The sequence below is a fragment of the Streptomyces sp. NPDC088745 genome (assembly GCF_044751045.1).
Taxonomy (GTDB): Bacteria; Actinomycetota; Actinomycetes; order Streptomycetales; family Streptomycetaceae; genus Streptomyces; species Streptomyces cremeus.
Window position 1 is genome coordinate 928319 of the sequence record NZ_JBIVLB010000002.1, and the last position, 19089, is coordinate 947407.

Consider the following 19089-nt stretch of genomic DNA (forward strand, 5'->3'; position numbering starts at 1 on the left):
ACGCCAGAAGCCGGGAGCCCCGGCCGCGGGGTCGGCCGGGACCCCCGTACGGAACGCGGGAGCCCCGGCCGTGGGGTCGGCCGGGGCTCCCGTGCGGAACGCGGAAGGACAGGTCAGACGCGCATCGCCTGCGGGCTCTCGCGGCGCGCGGCGTCCGGGCCCTCGTACTCCTTGATGATCTCGTAGCGCGTGTTGCGCTCGACCGGGCGGAACCCGGCGTCGCGGATCAGCTCCAGCAGGTCGTCGCGGCCGAGCTTGTTCGGCGTGCCGTAGTCGTCCGCGTCGTGCGTGATCTTGTACTCGACCACCGAGCCGTCCATGTCGTCCGCGCCGTGCTGGAGCGCGAGCTGCGCGGTCTGGACGCCGTGCATCACCCAGAAGACCTTGACGTGCGGGACGTTGTCGAAGAGCAGCCGGGAGACCGCGAAGGTCTTCAGCGCCTCGGCGCCCGTCGCCATCGTCGTCCGCGCCTGGAGCTTGTTGCGGACCTTGCCGTCCTTCATGTCCACGAAGTCGTGCTGGTAGCGCAGCGGGATGAAGACCTGGAAGCCGTTCGTCTCGTCCTGCATCTCGCGCAGCCGCAGCACGTGGTCCACGCGGTGGCGGGGCTCCTCGATGTGGCCGTAGAGCATGGTGGCCGGGGTCTTGAGGCCCTTCTCGTGGGCGAGGCGGTGGATGCGCGACCAGTCCTCCCAGTGGGTGTTGTGGTCCACGATGTGCTGCCTCACCTCCCAGTCGAAGATCTCGGCGCCGCCGCCGGTCAGCGACTCCAGACCGGCCTCGATCAGCTCGTCCAGGATCTCGGAGGCGGAGAGCCCGGAGATCGTCTCGAAGTGGTGGATCTCGGTGGCGGTGAACGCCTTGAGGGAGACCTGCGGAAGGGCCTCCTTCAGGGCGGACAGCGAGCGCGGGTAGTAGCGCCACGGCAGGGTCGGGTGCAGGCCGTTGACGATGTGCAGCTCGGTGAGGTTCTCGTTCTCCATCGCCTTGGCGAGGCGGACGGCCTCCTCGATGCGCATCGTGTACGCGTCCTTCTCGCCCGGCTTGCGCTGGAAGGAGCAGTAGGCGCAGGAGGCGGTGCAGACGTTCGTCATGTTGAGGTGACGGTTGACGTTGAAGTGGACGACGTCGCCGTTCTTCCGCGTCCGCACCTCGTGGGCGAGGCCGCCCAGCCAGGCCAGGTCGTCCGACGCGTAGAGCGCGATGCCGTCCTCGCGGCTCAGCCGCTCCCCGGCCCGGACCTTCTGCTCCAGCTCGCGCTTGAGTCCCGCGTCCATACCCGGCCGCCTCCTATGTCTGTACGTGCCAACAAGCCTTGACCACGGTACTCCCCCGCCCTTCGGGCGCGAGATGCCCCCGATGCGGCGCCCGCGCGCCTAGCTCTCCTCGGGCAGTTCTCCGACCCGGTTCTCCCACTTGGTGGAGAGCACGATGGTGGTGCGGGTCCGGGAGACGCCCCGGGTCCCGCTCAGCCGGCGGATCGTGCGCTCCAGGCCGTCCACGTCCCCGGCGCGGATCTTGAGCATGTACGAGTCGTCGCCCGCGATGAACCAGCAGTCCTCGATCTCCTCCAGGTCCTTCAGCCGGCGGGCCACGTCCTCGTGGTCGGCGGCGTCGGACAGCGAGATGCCGATCAGGGCGGTGACGCCGAGACCGAGCGACTTGGCGTCGACGGTGGCGCGGTAGCCGGTGATGACCCCCGCCGATTCGAGCCGGTTGATGCGGTCGGTGACGCTCGGGCCGGAGAGGCCGACGAGGCGTCCCAGCTCGGCGTACGAGGCCCTGCCGTTCTCCCGAAGGGCCTGGATGAGCTGCCTGTCCACGGCGTCCATATGCCTGAAGCCTTCCATTGTTCAGCGATACCGCGAGTTTATGAGTAGAACCTAAGGCACAGGGGCCGACTCCCCTGCGGATCTTCACCAACTGGGCCGAGCGGGGGTGAGGCGGTCCCTGCTACGGGTTGCGGGCGGCGGGGTTCCCCGGCGCCGGGGTGCCGGACGCGGGGTCGCGGGAGGCTCCGCCGAGCTCGCCCTCCCACCGGCGGTAGAGGCCGTGCGGCACACCGGCCGCGTCGAGCACCCGCCCCGCGACGAAGTCCACCAGGTCCTGGATGTGCGTCGCCCCGGCGTAGAACGCGGGCGAGGCGGGCAGCACCACGGCGCCCGCCTCGTCCAGCGTCACCAGGTGCTTGAGCGTCTGACCGTTCAGCGGGGTCTCCCGGACCGCCACCACCAGCCGCCGCCGCTCCTTGAGCGTGACGCTCGCGGCCCGCTGCAACAGGTCCTTCGACAGCCCCAGCGCGACCCCGGCGACACTCGCCGTGGAGGCCGGGACGATCAGCATCCCCTTGACGGCGTACGACCCGGACGACGGACCCGCCGCGAGGTCCCCGGCGCTCCAGTGCCGCACGTCGGACAGGTCCAGGCCGGTGAAGGTGTCCGGCTTGCCGTCCGCGCCCCGGGCCAGCCAGGCCGCGAGGTCCTCGCGCCAGTGGCTGTCGCGGTAGGAGATCCCCGTCTCGTCCAGGATGGTCAGCCGGGAGGCCCGGCTGACGACGAGGTCGACGGCCTCGCCCGCGGCGAGCAGACCACGCAGGACGGCGGCGGCGTACGGGGTTCCGGAGGCGCCGGAGACCCCTACCACCCAGGGGGTACGGGCGCGGTGCGCGGCGGGCTCAGTCATGGGCGGAGCTTATCGGGGGCCGGATCGGGGCCGGTTCCCGGGAACCGGGGAAGGCACGGGGACGTTCTAGGGAACACCAGGGGGTGACGGACATGACGTATCTGCCGCAGGCACAGCCACGACCGCCGGCCAGGGGTGCCCGGGTGAAGGCCGCCGCCGGGCTGATGCTGCTCTGGGCCGCCCTGCTGTGGGTCCTCGAAGCGGTCGACTCCGCGACCGGCGCGCTCCACACCTTCGGCCTGTCCCCGCGCTCGCTCCCGGAGCTGCGGGACGTGATCCCGATGGCCTTCCTGCACCACGGCTTCGACCACCTCGCGTCGAACACCCTGCCGCTGCTGGTCCTGGGCTTCATCGCGGCGCTCGGCGGGATACGCAGGTTCGCCGCCGTGGTCCTGACGATCATGCTGGTCGGCGGCCTGGGCGTCTGGCTGACGGCCCCCGCGTACTCGGTCACGGCCGGGGCGTCGGGCGTGGTGTTCGGCCTCTTCGGCTACCTGGTGGTGCGGGGCTTCGTGGACCGCCGCCCGTGGGACGTGGTGACCGGCCTGGTCGTCGCCGTCGTGTACGGGTCGATCCTGTGGGGCGTCCTGCCGACGAACCCGGCGGTGAGCTGGCAGGGCCACTTGTTCGGGCTGGTGGGAGGGGTGCTGGCGGCGTTCTGGTTCAGGCGGGGGCGGATACCCGCCTGAACCGCCGTGCGGTCAGGACACGGGCGGCGTTCCCGGGTCCGTGGGAAGCTTCGCGGTGTCGACGGTGAAGCTGCCGATACCGGATGCGACCACGACCGGCTTGCCGTACGGAATGGAGTCCCTGCCCAGGTAGCCGTCCGGGCCGGGGTTCCACATGGTCACGCAGTGGCCCCGGTACGGATCGAAGATCAGGTAGTGCGGGATGCCGCGACGGGCGTACTCGCGGACCTTGACTTCGTAATCGTTGCGGACGCTGCTCGGGGAGACGACCTCGACGGCCACCTCGATCAGCTCCGGCGCGTAGGCGCCGAGGTTCTTGGCCACCTCGGCGGCCGGGATCACGGCGAGGTCGGGGCAGAACTCGTTGTCGTCGTCAAAGGGGACCGCCACGTCCGAGATGAACGCCCAGCCCTCGGGGACCTGCTCCTCCAACGCGTTCCACACCCGCCGGATCGTCTCGCCGTGGTGCGGCTTGACCGGACTCATCACAATGTTGCCCTCGACAATCTCTGTCCGGTAACCGGGGAACTGGTCCTCGAACCGGCTGAGCTGCGAGTGCAGGCGGTCGATCTCCGAGATGGTCACGTCGGCTCTCCCTTCCCTGCTCTCGATGGTAGGCGGCAACGTACCTACACGGTCAGACCACGAACCAGGAGATCCAGCAGGGCGCACACGAACAGGGCAATGCCGATGAACCCGTTGACGGTGAAGAAGGCCCGGTTCAGGCGCGAGAGGTCGTGCGGGCGGACGATCGTGTGCTCGTACACGAAGGCCGCCGCCACGATCACCATGCCGATCCAGAAGAAGACACCGGCGTCGGTGCGCAGCCCGTACCAGACCAGCAGCGCGGTGGTGACCACGTGGCAGGCGCGCGCCCCGTGCAGGGCCGCCGGGATGCCGAAGCGCGCCGGGACCGACTTCACGCCGTGGGCGCGGTCCGCCTGGACGTCCTGCGAGCCGAAGATCAGGTCGAAGCCGCCGATCCAGACGCCGACCGCGAGGCCGAGCACGACCGCGTCCCAGGACCACTCCCCGGTGACCGCGATCCACGCGCCGACCGGGCCCATCGCCTGGGCCAGGCCCAGGATCGCGTGCGGGAAGTTCGTGAAGCGCTTGCCGTACGGATAGACGACCATCGGGACGACCGCGACGGGGGCCAGCGCCAGGCACAAAGGATTCAGCAGCGCCGCGGCGCCCAGGAAGAAGAGCAGGGCGATGCCCGCCCCCGTCCACGCGGACTTGACGCTGACGGCGCCCGTGACGATCTCGCGGTGCGCGGTGCGCGGGTTACGGGCGTCGATCTCGCGGTCGATGATGCGGTTGGCCGCCATGGCGAAGGTCCGCAGGCCGACCATCGCGACGGTCACCAGGAGCAGCCGGCCCCAGTGGATGTTCCCGTCGAGCCGGTACATGGCCGTCAGCGCGGCGATGTACGCGAAGGGCAGCGCGAAGACCGAGTGCTCGATGAGCACCAGGTTCAGGAACGCGCGGACCTTCCCGGGCGGGGGCCCCGGCTGCGGCTGCGGGATTGCTGCTGCGGCGCTGCTCACAGGCCGTATTCCTTCCAGCGGCGGTCGACCTTGGAGGCCGTCGCCGGGTCCGACTCGACCATGTTCGGCCAGCCACCGTCTCGGGTGTATCCCTCTTCGGGGAGCTTCTTCGTGGCGTCGACGCCCGCCTTGCCGCCCCAGTACTGCTGGTAGGAGGCGTGGTCGAGGTGGTCGACCGGGCCCTCCACGACGACCAGGTCGCGGGAGTAGTCGACGTTCCCGAAGGCCCGCCAGGACACCTCGTGGTAGTTGCGTACGTCGCAGTCGCTGTCCACGACCACGATCAGCTTCTCCAGGGACAGCATGTGCGCGCCCCAGATCGCCGACATCACCTTCTGCGCGTGCTTCGGGTACTTCTTGTCGATCGACACGATGATGCAGTTGTGGAAGCCGCCCGACTCGGGGAGGTGGTAGTCCACGATGTCCGGCACGATGATCTTCAGCAGCGGCAGGAAGAAGCTCTCGGTGGCCCGGCCCAGCGGCCCGTCCTCGGTCGGCGGCCGTCCCACCACGATCGACTGCAACAGGGGCCGCTTGCGCATCGTGATCGTGTCGATCGTCAGCGCGGGGAAGTCCTCCTGCGGCGTGTAGAACCCGGTGTGGTCGCCGAACGGCCCCTCGGGCAGCATCCGCCCCGGCTCCAGCCAGCCCTCCAGGACGACCTCGGCGTGCGCCGGCACCTGGAGCGGCACGGTCTTGCAGTCGACCATCTCCACCCGCTTCCCCTGGAGGAACCCGGCGAAGAGGTACTCGTCGATGTCCCCCGGCAGCGGCGCGGTGGAGGCGTACGTCACGGCGGGCGGCGCGCCGAAGGCGATCGCGACCGGCAGCTTCTCGCCCCGCTTGGCGGCCACCTGGTAGTGGTTGCGGCTGTCCTTGTGGATCTGCCAGTGCATGCCGATGGTGCGCTTGTCGTGGCGCTGGAGGCGGTAGAGCCCGAGGTTGCGGATCCCGGTCTCCGGGTGCTTGGTGTGCGTCAGCCCGAGGTTGAAGAACGACCCGCCGTCCTCCGGCCAGGTGAACAGCGCCGGGAGCTTGTCGAGGTCGACCTCCTCCCCCCGCAGCACGACCTCCTGGACCGGGGCCTCCTTCACCTTCTTCGGCGGCACGTGGGCCATCGACCCCAGCTTGCCGAAGGCCTCCCGGACCCCCACGAAGCCCTGCGGCAGCTCGGGCTTCAGCAGCCCGCCGATCTGCTCGCTGATCTCGCCGTACGACTTCAGGCCGAGGGCCTTGAGCAGGCGCCGGTCGGTCCCGAAGACGTTCATGGCCAGCGGCATCGCCGAGCCCTTGACGTTCTCGAAGAGGAGGGCCGGGCCCCCGGCCTTGTTCACCCGGTCGACGATCTCCCCGACTTCCAGGTGGGGGTCGACTTCGGCGGTGATGCGCTTGAGGTCGCCCTCGCGGTCCAGGGCACGGAGGAACGAGCGAAGATCGTCGTAAGCCATGCCGTCCAGTATCGGACACCGACTACCCTGGGCCCCTCACCGGGGCCGCCCGTACGGCCCGTCTGACGTTCCCAGGGGGAAGCACTCCATGCTCAGGGCACTGATGTTCATCCTGCCGCTGGCGCTGACGATCTACGCGTTCATCGACTGCCTGAACACCCCCGAGGACGAGGCCAAGCACCTGCCGAAGGTCGCCTGGGTCTTCATCATCCTGCTCTTCTGGATCGTCGGCCCGATCGTCTGGCTCGCCGCGGGCAAGGACCGCCGCCCGCCGCGGGGCGGGCGCACCCCCTCCGAGTGGCACCGGGGTCACCGCTCGGCCTGGGTGGCGCCGGACGACAACCCCGAGTTCCTGAAGTCCATCAAGGACGAGAACAAGAAGGACGAGTCCCTCCTCAAGGACTGGGAGGCCGACCTGCGCCGCCGCGAGGAGGAACTGAAGCGCCGCGACGGCAACGAGGACGGCCCCAAGGGCCCGGAGGACCCGGCGAAGTAGCCCGCGCCGCATATTCGCTGGCCGCCGCGCCCGCCGGTGCGTCACTGTGACGCGCATGGCATCCCTCGAAGTGCCCCAGCGGCAGATACGCGCCCTGCACACCGACGAGACCGTCACCGTGTACCAGGCCTACCGGCCCGGGATCGGGCTGGCGGCGGCGCGGGACGGGCGGTTCCCGGGGAGTTGGAAGCGGGACCGGATGACGTGGATCAAGCCGTCGTTCCTGTGGATGATGTACCGCTGCGGCTGGGCCCGGAAGGAGGGCCAGGAGGTCGTTCTCGCCGTGGAGATCCGGCGCGAGGGCTTCGACTGGGCGCTGCGCAACGCCGTGCTGTCGCACTACGCGCCCGGAGTGCACCCCGACCGGGCGGCCTGGCAACGGGAGCTGAAGCACTCGTCGGTACGGGTCCAGTGGGACCCGGAGCGGGACGTGCGGCTGCGTCCGCTGCCCTACCGCTCGCTCCAGCTCGGCCTCGCCGGGGAGGCGGCGCGGCGGTACGCGGACGAGTGGATCGTCGGCATCCGGGACGTGACCCCGCTGGCCAGGGCCATGGCCGGCAGCGCGGAGAGCGCGGCGTCGCTGATGCCGGCCGAGTCGCCGTATCCGGTGCCGGACGGCGTGCGGGCGGGGGTCAGCGGGACGTGTACGCCCTGAGCAGTTCCTCGTAGCGGGACGGGGACCAGGTGGACCAGTCGTGGGGGGCGCCCGCCAGGGACCGGGCCAGGAGTTCCAGGTGGAGGTGCCAGCCGACGAGGCGGCCGGCGCGTTCGGCGGCGGTGAGGTCGGGGACCTCGTTGGTGAGGCGCAGCACGGTCCCGGCGGGCCCGTTGGGCTCCAGGTGGAAGCGGAGGCGGCCGTGGACGGCGAGGGTGTACTCGGCGACCCGGCCGGGGTCCCAGGCGGTGATCCGGCCCTCGTCGACCGTCGGCGGGTCGCCGTCCCGGCCGGTGTCCTGCCAGGTGAAGGCGGTGGCCGCGCCGGGTCTCGGGTCCCAGGGGTCGGGGACGGCCAGCCACTGGCCCAGCCCGGCCGGGGTGGCCACCGCGGCCCAGACGTGGTCCAGGGGATGGGGCAGCGGCAGCTCGTGGCGGAGGTACCAGACGTTTCCGGGGCGCGGTTCGGCCGTGCCGTACGGGACTTCGGTCATGGCAGACAGCGTGGCCCGGCCGCGTGCGGGACGCGACCGGGCCGGGCTGGATGGAGCAGCGGCGGCTACACGCCCGCGTAGGAGTGCTTGCCGGAGAGGAAGATGTTCACGCCGTAGTAGTTCCAGAGCCAGGTCGCGAAGGCGAAGAGGGCCAGGTAGGCGGCCTTGCGGCCCTTCCAGCCCGCGGTGGCGCGGGCGTGCAGGTAGGCGGCGTACGCGATCCACGTGACGAAGGACCAGACCTCCTTGGGGTCCCAGCCCCAGAAGCGGCCCCAGGCGTCGCCCGCCCAGATGGCGCCCGCGACGATCGTGAACGTCCACAGCGGGAAGACGCCCGCGTTGATGCGGTACGAGAACTTGTCGAGCGAGGCCGCCGAGGGCAGCCGGGAGACCGCGCTGTCCATGACGCGGCGCAGCGGGACGCGGGCGGCGCGGACGGTCGTCACGAAGGGGTTGGCCTTCGGGAGGGCGGCCAGGTGCGCCTTGAGCGTGTCGGCGGTCTCGCCCAGCTCGGCGCGGACCTCGTAGCGGTCGCGGAGCAGGTAGCCGATGGTGCCGACGGCGCCGACGTAGAAGATCGCACCGCAGATGATCGCGGTGGAGACGTGGATCCACAGCCAGTAGGAGTCCAGCGCGGGGACGAGCTGGTCGCTGTCGGTGTAGAGCCACTTGGTGGCGATGCCGAGGTCGAGCAGGACCGTGGTGACCAGCGGCAGCCCCACCCAGCGCACGTTCATCTTCGTGAGGAGGAAGGCGAGGTAGACGCCGACCGCGACCGTGGAGAAGGTGATCGAGAACTCGTACATGTTGCCCCAGGGGGCCCGCTGCACGGAGAGCGCCCGGGTGGCGACGCCGCCCGCGGCGACCAGGAACGCCAGCACCGTGAGGGAGATCGCGATGCGGCCGTAGAGGTCGCCCTTCTCGGTGCCGCCCGCCGCGCCCGCGCCGTCCTCGGCGTCCCGCGCACCGGCGGCGGCCCGGGTGACGACCTGGGGCTTGTCGAGGACCGCGGTGCCGCCCCGGGAGCGGACGGTCACGGCGGGGGCCGCGGCCGGGCGGGTCAGCGCGGCGGCGGTGCGGCCGACCTTGCTGCGGCTGCCGAAGGTCCACTCGGCGATGTGCGCCAGGAAGGCCAGGGTGTAGACGGCCATCGCGGAGTAGATCAGGACGTTGCTGGTCTCCGCCAGGCTCTGATTGGTCTCGGTGACTGCGGCGGCTGCGAGGATCACGCGCGCGCTCCTTCGGCAGGGGGTTCTTCGGCGGGCGAGGCGGACGGGGCGGGAGGGGGCGTCGCGGTCGTCGGCGCCCGGGTGTGCAGGGTTTCGGCCAGGGCGGCCAGCTCCTCGGGGAGGCGGCCGGACTCGCTGCGCCCGAGGCCCGCCATCTCGACGAGGGTGGTGCCGTCGTCGGACCGTACGGCACGGACCCAGACGCGGCGGCGCTGGATGAAGAGCGAGCCCGCGAGTCCCAGGATGGCGGCGATCGCGCCCGCGAGGGCCCACATGTTGCCGGGCTGCTGGGAGACCTGGAAGGTCGCCCACTCCTTGATGTCCTTCTCGAAGGTGACCGAGCCCGCCCCGTCGGGCAGGGTCATGGTCTCGCCGGGCAGGAGCATCTTGGCGAAGGGGCTGCCGTCGGGCTTCTTGAACTGGGTCATCTTGCGGGTGTCGAGCTGGTACACGTTCTGCGGCAGGCCCGCGTCGACGCCGAGGCTGCCGTGGTAGCCGGTCAGGGCGAGCGCCGGGTAGTCCAGGCCCGGGTACTTGGAGAACATGCTGCCCTTGCCCGCACCGCCGAAGGTCGGCACGAAGACCGCGGTGAAGCCGAGCTGGGTCCGCTTGCCGTTCTTGTCCCGGTAGCCGTCCATCACCTTGATCGCGCCGGTGGAGGTGACATTGGAGTCGGTGGGCAGGAGCGGCGCGGGGCCCCGGAAGACCGCCTTGCCGCGGCCGTCGCGGACGGTGATCGTGGGCGCGTAGCCGTGGCCGATGAGGTGGACCTTGGAGCCGCCGACCGTCAGCGGGGTGTTGACCTCGATGACGCCCTTCTTCTCCTTGCCGTCGGCGCCCTCGGAGTACGTGATGTGGGCCTCGTAGACGCGGGGGGTGCCGCGCTGCGGGCCGGAGCGCTCGTAGGTGCCGACGAAGTCGTCGAGGCGGAAGCCGAAGGGCTCCAGGTCGTGGTCGCGGTCGAAGAGCGAGCCCGACTTGAAGTCGTCGTACTGGGTGAGGGTGTTGGAGAAGCCGCTGCCCTCGGTGATCAGCTTGCCGCCCTCGGACTTGAAGAGCTGGCCGGTCGCGAAGGCCAGGAGCAGCACGATCAACGCGATGTGGAAGATCAGGTTCCCGGCTTCGCGCAGATAGCCCTTCTCGGCGGTGACGGCGGTGCCGTCCACGTGCGCGCGGAAGCGCTTCTTCTTCAGCATCGCCAGCGCGAGCGCGCGGACCTCGTCGGGGGTCTTGTCCGTGCGCCAGCTCGTGTACGCCGGCATGCGCGTCAGGCGGCCGGGCGCGCCCGGCGGACGGCCGCGGAGCTGGCCGACGAACTGCCAGCTCCGGGGCACGATGCAGCCGATGAGGGAGACGAACAGCAGGATGTAGATCGCGGAGAACCACACCGAGCTGTAGACGTCGAAGAGCTGCACCTTGTCGTAGAGCGGTGCGAGCGTCTCGTGCGCCTTGAAGAAGTCGTCGACCTTCGTCTGGTCCACGCTGCGCTGCGGGACCAGCGAGCCGGGGATCGAGGCGATCGACAGCATGAACAGCAGGATCAGCGCGACCCGCATCGAGGTGAGCTGCCGCCAGAACCAGCGGGCCCAGCCGACGACGCCGAAGGACGCGGGAGCGGGCCCGCCGCCCTGGGGGTCGCTCTCGCGGTCGTCCTTGGGGGCGGTGGAGAGCCGGTCTCCGGCCACCCGCTCGTCCGTCTCGGCGGCCTGCTCTTCGGTCTTGCTCATGGAACTAGATCCCCACCTGGAAGCTGTCGGTCCAGCTTTGCATGGACAGCAGGACCGTCTCCCAGAGGCCCGTGAGGAGCAGGAGGCCGGTCGCGATCATCATGACGCCGCCGATGCGCATGACCCAGACGTAGTGCTTCTTCACCCAGCCGAACGCGCCGAGCGCCTTGCGGAAGGCCACGGCCGCCACGATGAACGGCAGCCCGAGGCCCAGGCAGTACACCGCGGTGAGCAGCGCCCCGCGCCCCGCGCTGGCCTCGTGCCAGGCCAGACCCTGGATCACGCCGAGCGTGGGGCCCAGGCACGGCGTCCAGCCGATCCCGAAGAGCACGCCGAGCACCGGCGCCCCGATCCACCCGGCGACCGGCTTCCGGTGGAAGCGGAACTCACGCTGGGTCAGGAAGGGGAAGGCCCCCATGAAGAACAGGCCCATCAGCACCATCAGGACGCCGAGGACGATGTTCGTGGTGCTCTTGTAGCCCTGGAGGACGGTGCCGAAGTAGCCGAAGAGCACACCGCCGGAGACGAACACGGCACTGAAGCCGAGGACGAACAGCAGCGCCCCGACCGCCATCCGGCCGCGCCGCTGCTCGGCGAGGTCGGTACCGCTCGTGCCCGTGACGTACGACAGATAACCGGGCACCAGCGGCAGCACGCACGGCGAGAAGAAGGAGACGAGACCGGCCAGCAGCGCGATGGGCAGGGCGAGCAGCAGCGCGCCCGACTGCACCGTGCCGGCGGCGTCGGCGAGGGAGACGGCGTTCACGTGCGTCACTTCTCGGCGATCAGGGGGTCGATCAGCTTGCGCAGCTTCTTCTCGCTGAGCGCGGCCAGCGAGCGGCCCGCGATCCTGCCGTCCTTGTCGAGGACGATCGTGGAGGGGATGGCCTGCGGGTTGAGGCTGCCCTTGGGGAAGCGCAGCATCAGCTTGCCGTCCGGGTCGTACAGGCTGGGGTACTCGATGCCCGCGTCCTTCTCGAAGGCGAGGGCCTGGTCCTTCTGCGGGTCACGGGCGTCGATGCCGAGGAACTCCACGCCCTTGCCCTTGAGTTCCTTGGAGACCTTCGCGAAGGTCGGCGCCTCGGCCCGGCAGGGCGGGCACCAGGAGCCCCAGACGTTGATGACGACGACCTTCCCCTTGAGGGAGGTGGAGTCGAAGTCCTCGCCCTGGAGGGTCTTGCCGTCGAGCTTCGGGGCGGCCGCCCGGTCCGCCGCGGGGACCGTGTCCAGGTTGTCCTTGCCCGCGACGAAGTTGGTGCCGCCGCCCCCGCCGGACGACGTGTCGCCGTCACCGCCGCAGGCCGACAGGGCGAGGGCGCCGGCGAGCGCCGCGGAGACCGCGAGCGCGGTGCGGGAGGCGCGGGCCGGGCGACGGCGGGGGGCACGGGCAGGACTCATGTGAAAAGTTTCGCATGGCAGTTCCTACGATCTTGCCCGCCCCCCTACGTGCCTGCAAAGCCCCTTGTCAAGGGCACATAAGGGGCCATGCGCCGTTCTCAGGACGCGGGCGGGGTGGGCGGCGCGGTCTTGGAGCCCGGCGTCAGGAAGCCCTGCCAGCCGCCCGCGGGCTTCTGGCCGACCTCCAGGGTGCGCAGCTTGGCGAGGACCTGCGGGTCCTGCACGTCGAGCCAGTCGACGTACTGCCGGAAGGAGACCAGCCGGGTGTCCTTCGTGCCGGCGATGTGCTTGATCGCCTCCTCGACGGCGTCCATGTAGATGCCGCCGTTCCACTGCTCGAAGTGGTTGCCGACGTAGAAGGGGGCGCGGTTGGTGGAGTGCGCGCGCTGGAAGCCCTTGATGTAGGCGCCGGTGGCCTGCTTCTTCCACTCGGGGTAGCGGGCGGTGGGGCCCTTGGTGGAGTTCTTGGACTGGTTGGCCAGCATGTTGTAGTCCATCGAGAGGACCTCGAAGCCGCGGCCGGGGAAGGGCACCTGCTGGAGCGGCAGGTCCCAGACGCCGCCCCGCTTGACCGGCCACATCTGGCGGCCGCCGGGCGAGGAGGCGTCGTAGCGCCAGCCCAGCTTCTTGGCGACCGGCAGCAGGTTGTCCTGGCCGAGCAGGCAGGGGGTGCGGCCGCCGACCAGTTCCTTCGAGTAGTCGAAGGGCAGCGGGTCCAGGTCGCTCCAGCCGGTGTTCGTCTTCCACTGGGTGACGAACTTCACGGCCTGGTCGATCTCGCTCTCCCACTGCGCGGGGGTCCACTTGGCGACCGAGCCGGAGCCCGTGCAGAAGTGGCCGTTGAAGTGGGTGCCTATCTCGTGGCCCTCGAGCCAGGCCTGACGCACGTACTGGAGCGTCTGCTTGATGTGCTCGTCGGTGAGGTAGCCGATGTCGGAGGCGCCGACGCGGTTGTTCGGGGGCTTGTAGAGGTTCTTCTTGCTCTCCGGCAGGAGGTAGAGCCCGGAGAGGAAGAAGGTCATCGCCGCTTCGTGCTCCTCGGCGAGCTTCAGGAAGCGCGGGAAGAGTCCGTTGCCGACCTCGCCGGCGCCGTCCCAGGAGAAGATCACGAACTGCGGCGGGGCCTCGCCGGGCTGGAGCGGCACCGGCTTGTCGGGCTGGTTGGGCTGCTTGCCGGTGTCGGCGGTCGAGCCGTCGCCGATCGGCTTCGCCTCCGCGGTGGGCGCGGGAGTGCCGCCCTTGCCGGGCCGCTCCGTGCCCTGCCCCTTGCCCGCGGGCGCGGGGCCGTCGCCGTCGCCGCCCTTGCAGGCGGCGAGGCCTATCGCGGCCGCTGCTCCCGCACCGGCTCCGAGCAGTCCCCTTCGGGTGATGTCGCGCATAACTCCCCATCCGCATTCGTCGCGCCTTCGGCCCATCAGATGGACACGTACTGAGAGGGCCCGGCGAACGCTCAGGTTCCGGCAAATTGCACATAATTCGCTGAGTGTTCGTGAAGACACGAAGCGATCATGTGCGGTTCGCGTGTACGTGCGACTGCTACCCGACCGGCCGGACGCGGAACGTCCGCATCCGGCCGGTTTCGCGTGCTCCGGACTCAGGCGCCGAACGCCTTGTCCTTGCCCTTGACCGGCTTCGCCCCCGCCAGCAGGTGCGCCGGCACGAGGTCCCGGGCGGGCTCCGTGTAACCCACCGAGACGATCTTGTCGCCCCGGTAGGTGAACGTGGTCAGCGAGGCCAGCGTGCACTGCCGCTTGCGCGGGTCGTGCCACAGCCGGCGGCGCTCCACGAAACTGCGCACGATCCAGATCGGCAGTTGGTGGCTGACGCACACCGCCTCGTGGCCGCGCGCGGCGTCGCGGGCCGCGTTCAGGGCGCCCATCATCCGTACGACCTGCTCGACGTACGGCTCGCCCCAGGACGGGCGGAACGGGTTGGTGAGGTGCCGCCAGTTCGCCGGGCGGCGCAGCGCGCCGTCGCCGACGCCGAAGGTCTTGCCCTCGAAGACGTTGCCCGCCTCGATCAGCGCGGCGTCGGTGGCCAGGTCCAGGCCGTGCGCGGTCGCGATCGGCGCGGCCGTCTCCTGGGCGCGCTCCAGCGGGGAGGCCACGACGTGGGTGATGTCGCGGTCCGCGAGGTGCTCGGCGACCCGCTCGGCCATCTTGTTGCCCAGCTCGGAGAGGTGGTAGCCCGCGCGGCGGCCGTAGAGGACGCCGTCGGGGTTGTGGACCTCGCCGTGCCGCATCAGGTGGACGACGGTGAGATCGCTCTTGCTGCTGGTGGAGCTGCTCATGCGGTGGCCTCTGCTGCGGCTCGGGCGGCGGCGGGCAGGGCGGCGGCGACGCGCTCGATCGCCCGCTCGTCGTGGGCGGTGGAGACGAAGTACGACTCGAAGGCCGAGGGCGGCAGGTAGACGCCCTGCGACAGCATCGAGTGGAAGAACGCGGTGAAGCGGAAGGACTCCTGCCGGCGGGCGTCGTCGTAGTCGCGCACCTGGTCGGGGGTGAAGAAGACGGAGAACATGTTGGACGCCGTCTGGAGGCGGTGCGCCACGCCCTCCTTGGTCAGCGCCTCGGTGAACAGGCCCTGGAGCTCGGCGGAGACCGCGTCGACCTTCTCGTACGCCGCGTCGTCCAGCAGCCGCAGCTGCGCGAGACCGGCGGCGGTGGCGACCGGGTTGCCGGACAGGGTGCCCGCCTGGTAGACCGGGCCGACCGGGGCGAGGTGCTCCATGACGTCCTTGCGGCCGCCGAAGGCCGCGGCCGGGAAGCCGCCGCCCATGACCTTGCCGAAGGTCATCAGGTCGGGCGCGACGCCGTCGACGCCGTACCAGCCCGCCTTGCTCGTACGGAAGCCGGTCATCACCTCGTCGGAGATGTAGAGCGCGCCGTTCTCGGCGCAGGCGTCCTTCAGACCGGCGTTGAAGCCCTCGTGCGGCGGGACGACGCCCATGTTGCCGGGCGAGGCCTCGGTGATCACGCAGGCGATCTCGCCGGGGTGCGCGGCGAAGGCGGCGCGGACCGCGTCCAGATCGTTGTACGGGAGCACGATCGTGTCGCCGGCCTGGGCGCCGGTGACCCCGGGGGTGTCCGGCAGCGCGAACGTGGCCAGGCCCGAACCGGCGGCGGCGAGCAGCGCGTCCACGTGCCCGTGGTAGCAGCCGGCGAACTTGATCACCTTCGCGCGCCCGGTGAATCCACGGGCGAGCCGGATGGCCGACATGGTCGCCTCGGTGCCGGAGGACACCAGGCGCACCTGCTCGACGGGGGCGATGCGGGCGACGATCTCCTCGGCGAGCGCGACCTCGCCCTCGCCGGGCGTGCCGAAGGAGGTGCCGCGGGCGACCGCTTCCTGGACGGCGGCGACGACTTCCGGGTGCGCGTGCCCGAGGATCATCGGACCCCACGAGCACACGAGGTCGACGTACTCACGGCCGTCGGCGTCGGTGAGGTACGGACCCGTACCGGACACCATGAACCGGGGCGTACCGCCCACGGCCTTGAAGGCCCGTACCGGGGAGTTCACGCCGCCGGGCGTCACGAGGGACGCGCGGTCGAAAAGCGTCTGCGAAACTGGGGCGTCATAGGGGAGGCTCACACAGCAATGGTGTCAGAGGCCCGCCCGGTCTTGCGGACAGGTGTTTCACCGCACGGGTGCTGGGGAGGTCACTGGTCACCAAACCAAGACGATGATCGGGCCGCGCGGCCGGGGCTGAGCCCGTGGGCCGGACACGGCAACAAGCGCTGACACAGCACAGTCGGGTGAGAGATATGCATCGCGGTGGCGGACTGGGCGAGGGGACCGACGACCTGGGTCCCGAGCGGGCCCGGCGCGGACGGCACCGGCGACGGGAACGTGCGGCACGTGCGGAGGCGGGCGAGGCCCCGGACGCGGCCCCGGTCGCCGACGGCCGCAGCGCCGACGCCCTCGGCGGCGACGCCCGGAGCCTGGACGCACGCGGCGCGGAGCCCCGGGCCTTCGACGCCCTCAGCGGTGACGCCCGCGGCGCCGACGCCCTGGCGCACGGCTCCCCGGCGGGTCACGATTCCCTGGCAGGATGGAGCGCTGGGCCTCAGTCGTCGGGTACGGGAAGCAGGGTTGGCCGCGTGGGGGTGACCTACAAGTACTTCGGCGCCCCGAACGGCGCGACGGCCGCCCGCGTGCCGATCTCTATGCGCCCGGAGGAGCTGGGCGGCGACGAGCTGGGCATGGGCGGCATGTTCACCAAGATCAAGCCGGAGACGATGGCCGCGATGGTCCTCACCGGCATCCAGGGCATACCCCTGCACAAGGTCCCGCCGCTGGAACTGGTCGTCCTGCATCCCGACTACGCCGTGGTGAAGCTCCCCATGACCGTGGTCGACCCGCTGCGCGGCGTCGGCGAGGAGTCGGTGGGCGCGGCGGCCTTCATCTGGTCGACGGTCCCCGACCGGGGCGGCCCGAGCGACGCGTTCAACGTGTACCGGCTCCTGCACGAGTGGCAGGACTTCTCGCACCGGCTGCACGAGGCGGGACACCAGGCGTACTGCCTGGTCTGGCCGTAGGAATCCCGCACCGCCGACCGCGCGCCACCCGCGCCCCCGACCGCCCTCCGCCCCCGCCCCGCCCGCATCCCACTCGCGTCCCGCCCCCCGGTTACGCACTCCGGCGTACGCCCGGCGGATTTTCAGGCCATTCTCAGCCGTCCGGAACGACGACTGTCAGTGGCAGCCCCTACGCTTGTACACATGTCCTCCACTTCTTCGAGCCCTGGTTCCGCGCGTTCCGTACGTTCCGCCGCCGCCGTCAACGCGGAGATCCGTGCGCTCTGGTCGCGCACGGACGGCGCGCTGTCCGCAGCCGACGAGGCGCGCTACCAGGAGCTGCTCGTGGAGTGGGCCGCCGCGGTGCGTGAGGCCCTGGTCAAGGCCGCGTAGCCACGACTGCGCACCGCCAGGCCCTGGTCAAGGCTCGGCAAGGAACTGGCCTGGACGGCGGCGGGCGGGGCAGACTCCCCGGCATGCCGCTCATGCACCGCCTGCGCAGTGCCGCCCGCCGACGCCTCCGGGCGGTCCGCGCGACGGTGGATCTCAGCCATCCCGCCCGTTCCCCGCTGGGCAGCGCGGTCGAGAACTGCGTGGTCTTCGAGGAGGGGGTGCGCACCCCCCGCGACTGCTCGGCCGCCGAGGCGCTGGAGCGGGTCCGCAAGGGGGACGGCAGGGCCTTCGTCTGGCTCGGCCTGCACGAACCCGAACCCTCCGAACTCGACGCGCTGGGCGCCCTCTTCGGCCTGCACCCCCTCGCCCTCCAGGACGCCGCGGGACCGCACCGCCGACCGCGCCTGATGCGATACGACGACACGCTCTGCGCGGTCTTCAAGACCGTCCGCTACGTCGAGCACGAGCAGCTCACCGCCACCAGCGAGGTCGTGGACACCGGCGAGCTGATCGCCTTCGCGGGCCCCGACTTCGTCATCACCGTCCGGCACGGCGGCTCCGGCTCGCTCGGACCCATCCGCGAGGCCCTCGAAGACGTGCCGGAACAGCTCAAGCTCGGCCCGGCGGCCGTCCTGCACGCCCTCGCGGACTTCGTCGTCGACGAGTACGAGCAGGTCACCGACGCCGTCCAGGACGACATCGACCTGGTCGAGTCCACCGTCTTCAGCCCCGGCTCGGGACGCGTCGACCCCGGCCACATCTACCAGCTCAAGCGCGAACTCCTGGAGCTGAAGCGGGCGGTGGCCCCCCTCGCCCGCCCGCTCCTCGCGCTCGCCGACCCCCTCAAGCCGCTGCCGCCCGTCGGACCCGGGCTCCAGCCGTACTTCCGCGACGTCGCCGACCACCTGGCCCGTACCGTCGACCAGCTCTCCTCGTACGACGCCCTGCTCGACTCGATACTCCAGGCGCACCTGGCCCAGGTGACCGTCGCCCAGAACGAGGACATGCGGAAGATCACCGCCTGGGCGGCGATCGTCGCCGTACCCACCATGGGCTGCGGTGTGTACGGCATGAACTTTGAGCACATGCCGGAACTGGAATGGACGTACGGCTATCCGCTCGCCCTGTCCGTGATGGCCGCGGCCTGCTTCACCGTGCACCGCGCCTTCCGCAGGAACGGCTGGCTGTGAGGCGGGGCGCCGGGACCGGCGCGGCTCAGGCCCGGCAGAGGCAGAACGGATGGCCCGCCGGGTCGGCGTAGACCCGGAAGGCGCGGTCCCGGTCCTCGGTGTCCAGCGCCCGGGCGCCCAGGGCCAGGACCCGGGCCTCGGCCTCGTCCAGGTCGGGGACGTCGAAGTCCAGGTGGAGCTGCTGGGAGTTGCGGGTGGCGCTCGGCCACTCGGGGGGCGTCAGGTCGGCGGCCCGCTGGAAGGCGATGCGGTGGCCGCCGGGGGCGTACAGGTCCCACCAGTCGTCGTCGTTCTGCTTGACCTCGCCGCCCAGGACCTCGCGGTAGAAGTCCGCCAGCGCGCGCGGGTCCGGGCAGTCGATGGCGACGAGGGCGTAGGTGGCGATGGGCATCGGAACTCCTCACGGATCGGGTGTGCCGCGCACGTGCGTCAGAGGTGCGTCAGCGGTGCGTCGGGGATACGCGTTCCCGTTCCGGCGAGGGGTCACGCTGCCGGGCAGGTGATTCCGGATCGTCCGGCGGCGGGTCACGCTGCCGAGCGGGTGATTCCGGGTCAACGGGACGCGATGTCCCGCCCGCAGGGGTGAACGGCCGCTTGGATCAGGGGCTGTCCCTTCCCC

At 70.9% G+C, this 19089-nt stretch carries 21 protein-coding genes; 6 read left to right on the forward strand and 15 right to left on the reverse strand.

Annotation, left to right across the window (positions count from 1 at the left end; all coding sequences use genetic code 11):
- Positions 1–113: 113 nt before the first annotated feature.
- The 3 genes from mqnE to ACIP93_RS08855 all read right to left on the reverse strand — a co-directional run bounded on the left by mqnE (position 114) and on the right by ACIP93_RS08855 (position 2682).
- A complete protein-coding gene (mqnE, locus tag ACIP93_RS08845) occupies positions 114–1277 on the reverse strand; it encodes an aminofutalosine synthase MqnE (RefSeq protein WP_345229048.1) in 1164 nt (387 codons plus the stop codon).
- 99 nt (positions 1278–1376) lie between these two features.
- The gene (locus ACIP93_RS08850) at positions 1377–1832 is read right to left on the reverse strand and encodes an Lrp/AsnC family transcriptional regulator (RefSeq protein ID WP_345229049.1); all 456 of its coding nucleotides are present in this window, start codon (positions 1830–1832) and stop codon (positions 1377–1379) included.
- Positions 1833–1953: 121 nt separating this feature from the next.
- Entirely contained in the window at positions 1954–2682 is a 729-nt protein-coding gene (locus ACIP93_RS08855; protein ID WP_401756924.1) for a UbiX family flavin prenyltransferase, read from the reverse strand.
- A gap of 92 nt (positions 2683–2774) precedes the next feature.
- Here ACIP93_RS08855 and ACIP93_RS08860 point away from each other — a divergent pair, with 92 nt between their 5' ends.
- Positions 2775–3371, forward strand: coding sequence for a rhomboid family intramembrane serine protease (locus ACIP93_RS08860; protein WP_401757044.1), 597 nt, complete (start codon positions 2775–2777; stop codon positions 3369–3371).
- A gap of 12 nt (positions 3372–3383) precedes the next feature.
- Here ACIP93_RS08860 and ACIP93_RS08865 read toward each other — a convergent pair whose 3' ends face one another.
- The 3 genes from ACIP93_RS08865 to ACIP93_RS08875 are packed head-to-tail and all read right to left on the reverse strand — an operon-like array spanning position 3384 to position 6369.
- Positions 3384–3956: a Uma2 family endonuclease gene (locus tag ACIP93_RS08865; RefSeq protein WP_401756926.1), complete on the reverse strand. Its 573-nt coding sequence runs from the start codon at positions 3954–3956 to the stop codon at positions 3384–3386.
- A gap of 44 nt (positions 3957–4000) precedes the next feature.
- Entirely contained in the window at positions 4001–4921 is a 921-nt protein-coding gene (gene mqnP, locus ACIP93_RS08870; RefSeq protein ID WP_345229052.1) for a menaquinone biosynthesis prenyltransferase MqnP, read from the reverse strand.
- The gene (locus ACIP93_RS08875) at positions 4918–6369 is read right to left on the reverse strand and encodes a menaquinone biosynthesis decarboxylase (RefSeq protein WP_345229053.1); all 1452 of its coding nucleotides are present in this window, start codon (positions 6367–6369) and stop codon (positions 4918–4920) included. Before ACIP93_RS08875 ends, mqnP begins: the two co-directional genes overlap by 4 nt.
- A gap of 88 nt (positions 6370–6457) precedes the next feature.
- Here ACIP93_RS08875 and ACIP93_RS08880 point away from each other — a divergent pair, with 88 nt between their 5' ends.
- Both ACIP93_RS08880 and ACIP93_RS08885 read left to right on the forward strand, forming a co-directional pair.
- The gene (locus tag ACIP93_RS08880) at positions 6458–6865 is read left to right on the forward strand and encodes a PLD nuclease N-terminal domain-containing protein (RefSeq protein ID WP_345229054.1); all 408 of its coding nucleotides are present in this window, start codon (positions 6458–6460) and stop codon (positions 6863–6865) included.
- Positions 6866–6920: 55 nt separating this feature from the next.
- Positions 6921–7520, forward strand: coding sequence for a DUF4291 domain-containing protein (locus ACIP93_RS08885; RefSeq protein ID WP_401756929.1), 600 nt, complete (start codon positions 6921–6923; stop codon positions 7518–7520).
- Here the strand turns inward: ACIP93_RS08885 and ACIP93_RS08890 are convergent.
- From ACIP93_RS08890 to hemL, 8 genes are all read right to left on the reverse strand, one after another.
- Positions 7498–8013, reverse strand: coding sequence for an SRPBCC domain-containing protein (locus ACIP93_RS08890; RefSeq protein ID WP_401756931.1), 516 nt, complete (start codon positions 8011–8013; stop codon positions 7498–7500). The two genes, ACIP93_RS08885 and ACIP93_RS08890, sit on opposite strands and share 23 nt — an antisense overlap.
- Positions 8014–8078: 65 nt before the next feature.
- Positions 8079–9242 (reverse strand): c-type cytochrome biogenesis protein CcsB, encoded by a 1164-nt coding sequence (ccsB, locus tag ACIP93_RS08895; RefSeq protein ID WP_345229057.1) that lies wholly within the window; start codon positions 9240–9242, stop codon positions 8079–8081.
- The gene (locus ACIP93_RS08900) at positions 9239–10969 is read right to left on the reverse strand and encodes a cytochrome c biogenesis protein ResB (protein WP_401756933.1); all 1731 of its coding nucleotides are present in this window, start codon (positions 10967–10969) and stop codon (positions 9239–9241) included. The genes ccsB and ACIP93_RS08900 overlap by 4 nt, the downstream gene beginning before the upstream one ends.
- Positions 10970–10973: 4 nt before the next feature.
- Complete coding sequence (locus tag ACIP93_RS08905; RefSeq protein ID WP_401756935.1) at positions 10974–11735, reverse strand: cytochrome c biogenesis CcdA family protein; 762 nt, start codon at positions 11733–11735, stop codon at positions 10974–10976.
- 5 nt (positions 11736–11740) lie between these two features.
- The gene (locus ACIP93_RS08910) at positions 11741–12367 is read right to left on the reverse strand and encodes a TlpA disulfide reductase family protein (protein ID WP_345229060.1); all 627 of its coding nucleotides are present in this window, start codon (positions 12365–12367) and stop codon (positions 11741–11743) included.
- Between the two features lie 98 nt (positions 12368–12465).
- A complete protein-coding gene (locus ACIP93_RS08915; protein ID WP_345229061.1) occupies positions 12466–13746 on the reverse strand; it encodes a hypothetical protein in 1281 nt (426 codons plus the stop codon).
- A gap of 215 nt (positions 13747–13961) precedes the next feature.
- Positions 13962–14657, reverse strand: coding sequence for a histidine phosphatase family protein (locus ACIP93_RS08920; RefSeq protein WP_345229062.1), 696 nt, complete (start codon positions 14655–14657; stop codon positions 13962–13964).
- Positions 14654–15961, reverse strand: coding sequence for a glutamate-1-semialdehyde 2,1-aminomutase (gene hemL, locus ACIP93_RS08925; protein ID WP_345229063.1), 1308 nt, complete (start codon positions 15959–15961; stop codon positions 14654–14656). The genes ACIP93_RS08920 and hemL overlap by 4 nt, the downstream gene beginning before the upstream one ends.
- A 173-nt stretch (positions 15962–16134) precedes the next feature.
- On the opposite strand from hemL, the gene ACIP93_RS08930 reads away from it, so the two are divergent.
- The 3 genes from ACIP93_RS08930 (at position 16135) to ACIP93_RS08940 (ending at position 18470) form a co-directional block, all read left to right on the forward strand.
- Positions 16135–16908, forward strand: a complete 774-nt coding sequence (locus ACIP93_RS08930; protein WP_401756939.1) for a hypothetical protein — start codon at positions 16135–16137, stop codon at positions 16906–16908.
- Between the two features lie 183 nt (positions 16909–17091).
- Positions 17092–17280: a hypothetical protein gene (locus ACIP93_RS08935; protein WP_345229064.1), complete on the forward strand. Its 189-nt coding sequence runs from the start codon at positions 17092–17094 to the stop codon at positions 17278–17280.
- Positions 17281–17363: 83 nt separating this feature from the next.
- Positions 17364–18470, forward strand: coding sequence for a magnesium and cobalt transport protein CorA (locus tag ACIP93_RS08940; protein WP_345229065.1), 1107 nt, complete (start codon positions 17364–17366; stop codon positions 18468–18470).
- A gap of 25 nt (positions 18471–18495) precedes the next feature.
- Here ACIP93_RS08940 and ACIP93_RS08945 read toward each other — a convergent pair whose 3' ends face one another.
- Positions 18496–18861, reverse strand: a complete 366-nt coding sequence (locus tag ACIP93_RS08945) for a VOC family protein (protein ID WP_345229066.1) — start codon at positions 18859–18861, stop codon at positions 18496–18498.
- Between the last annotated feature and the right edge of the window lie 228 nt (positions 18862–19089).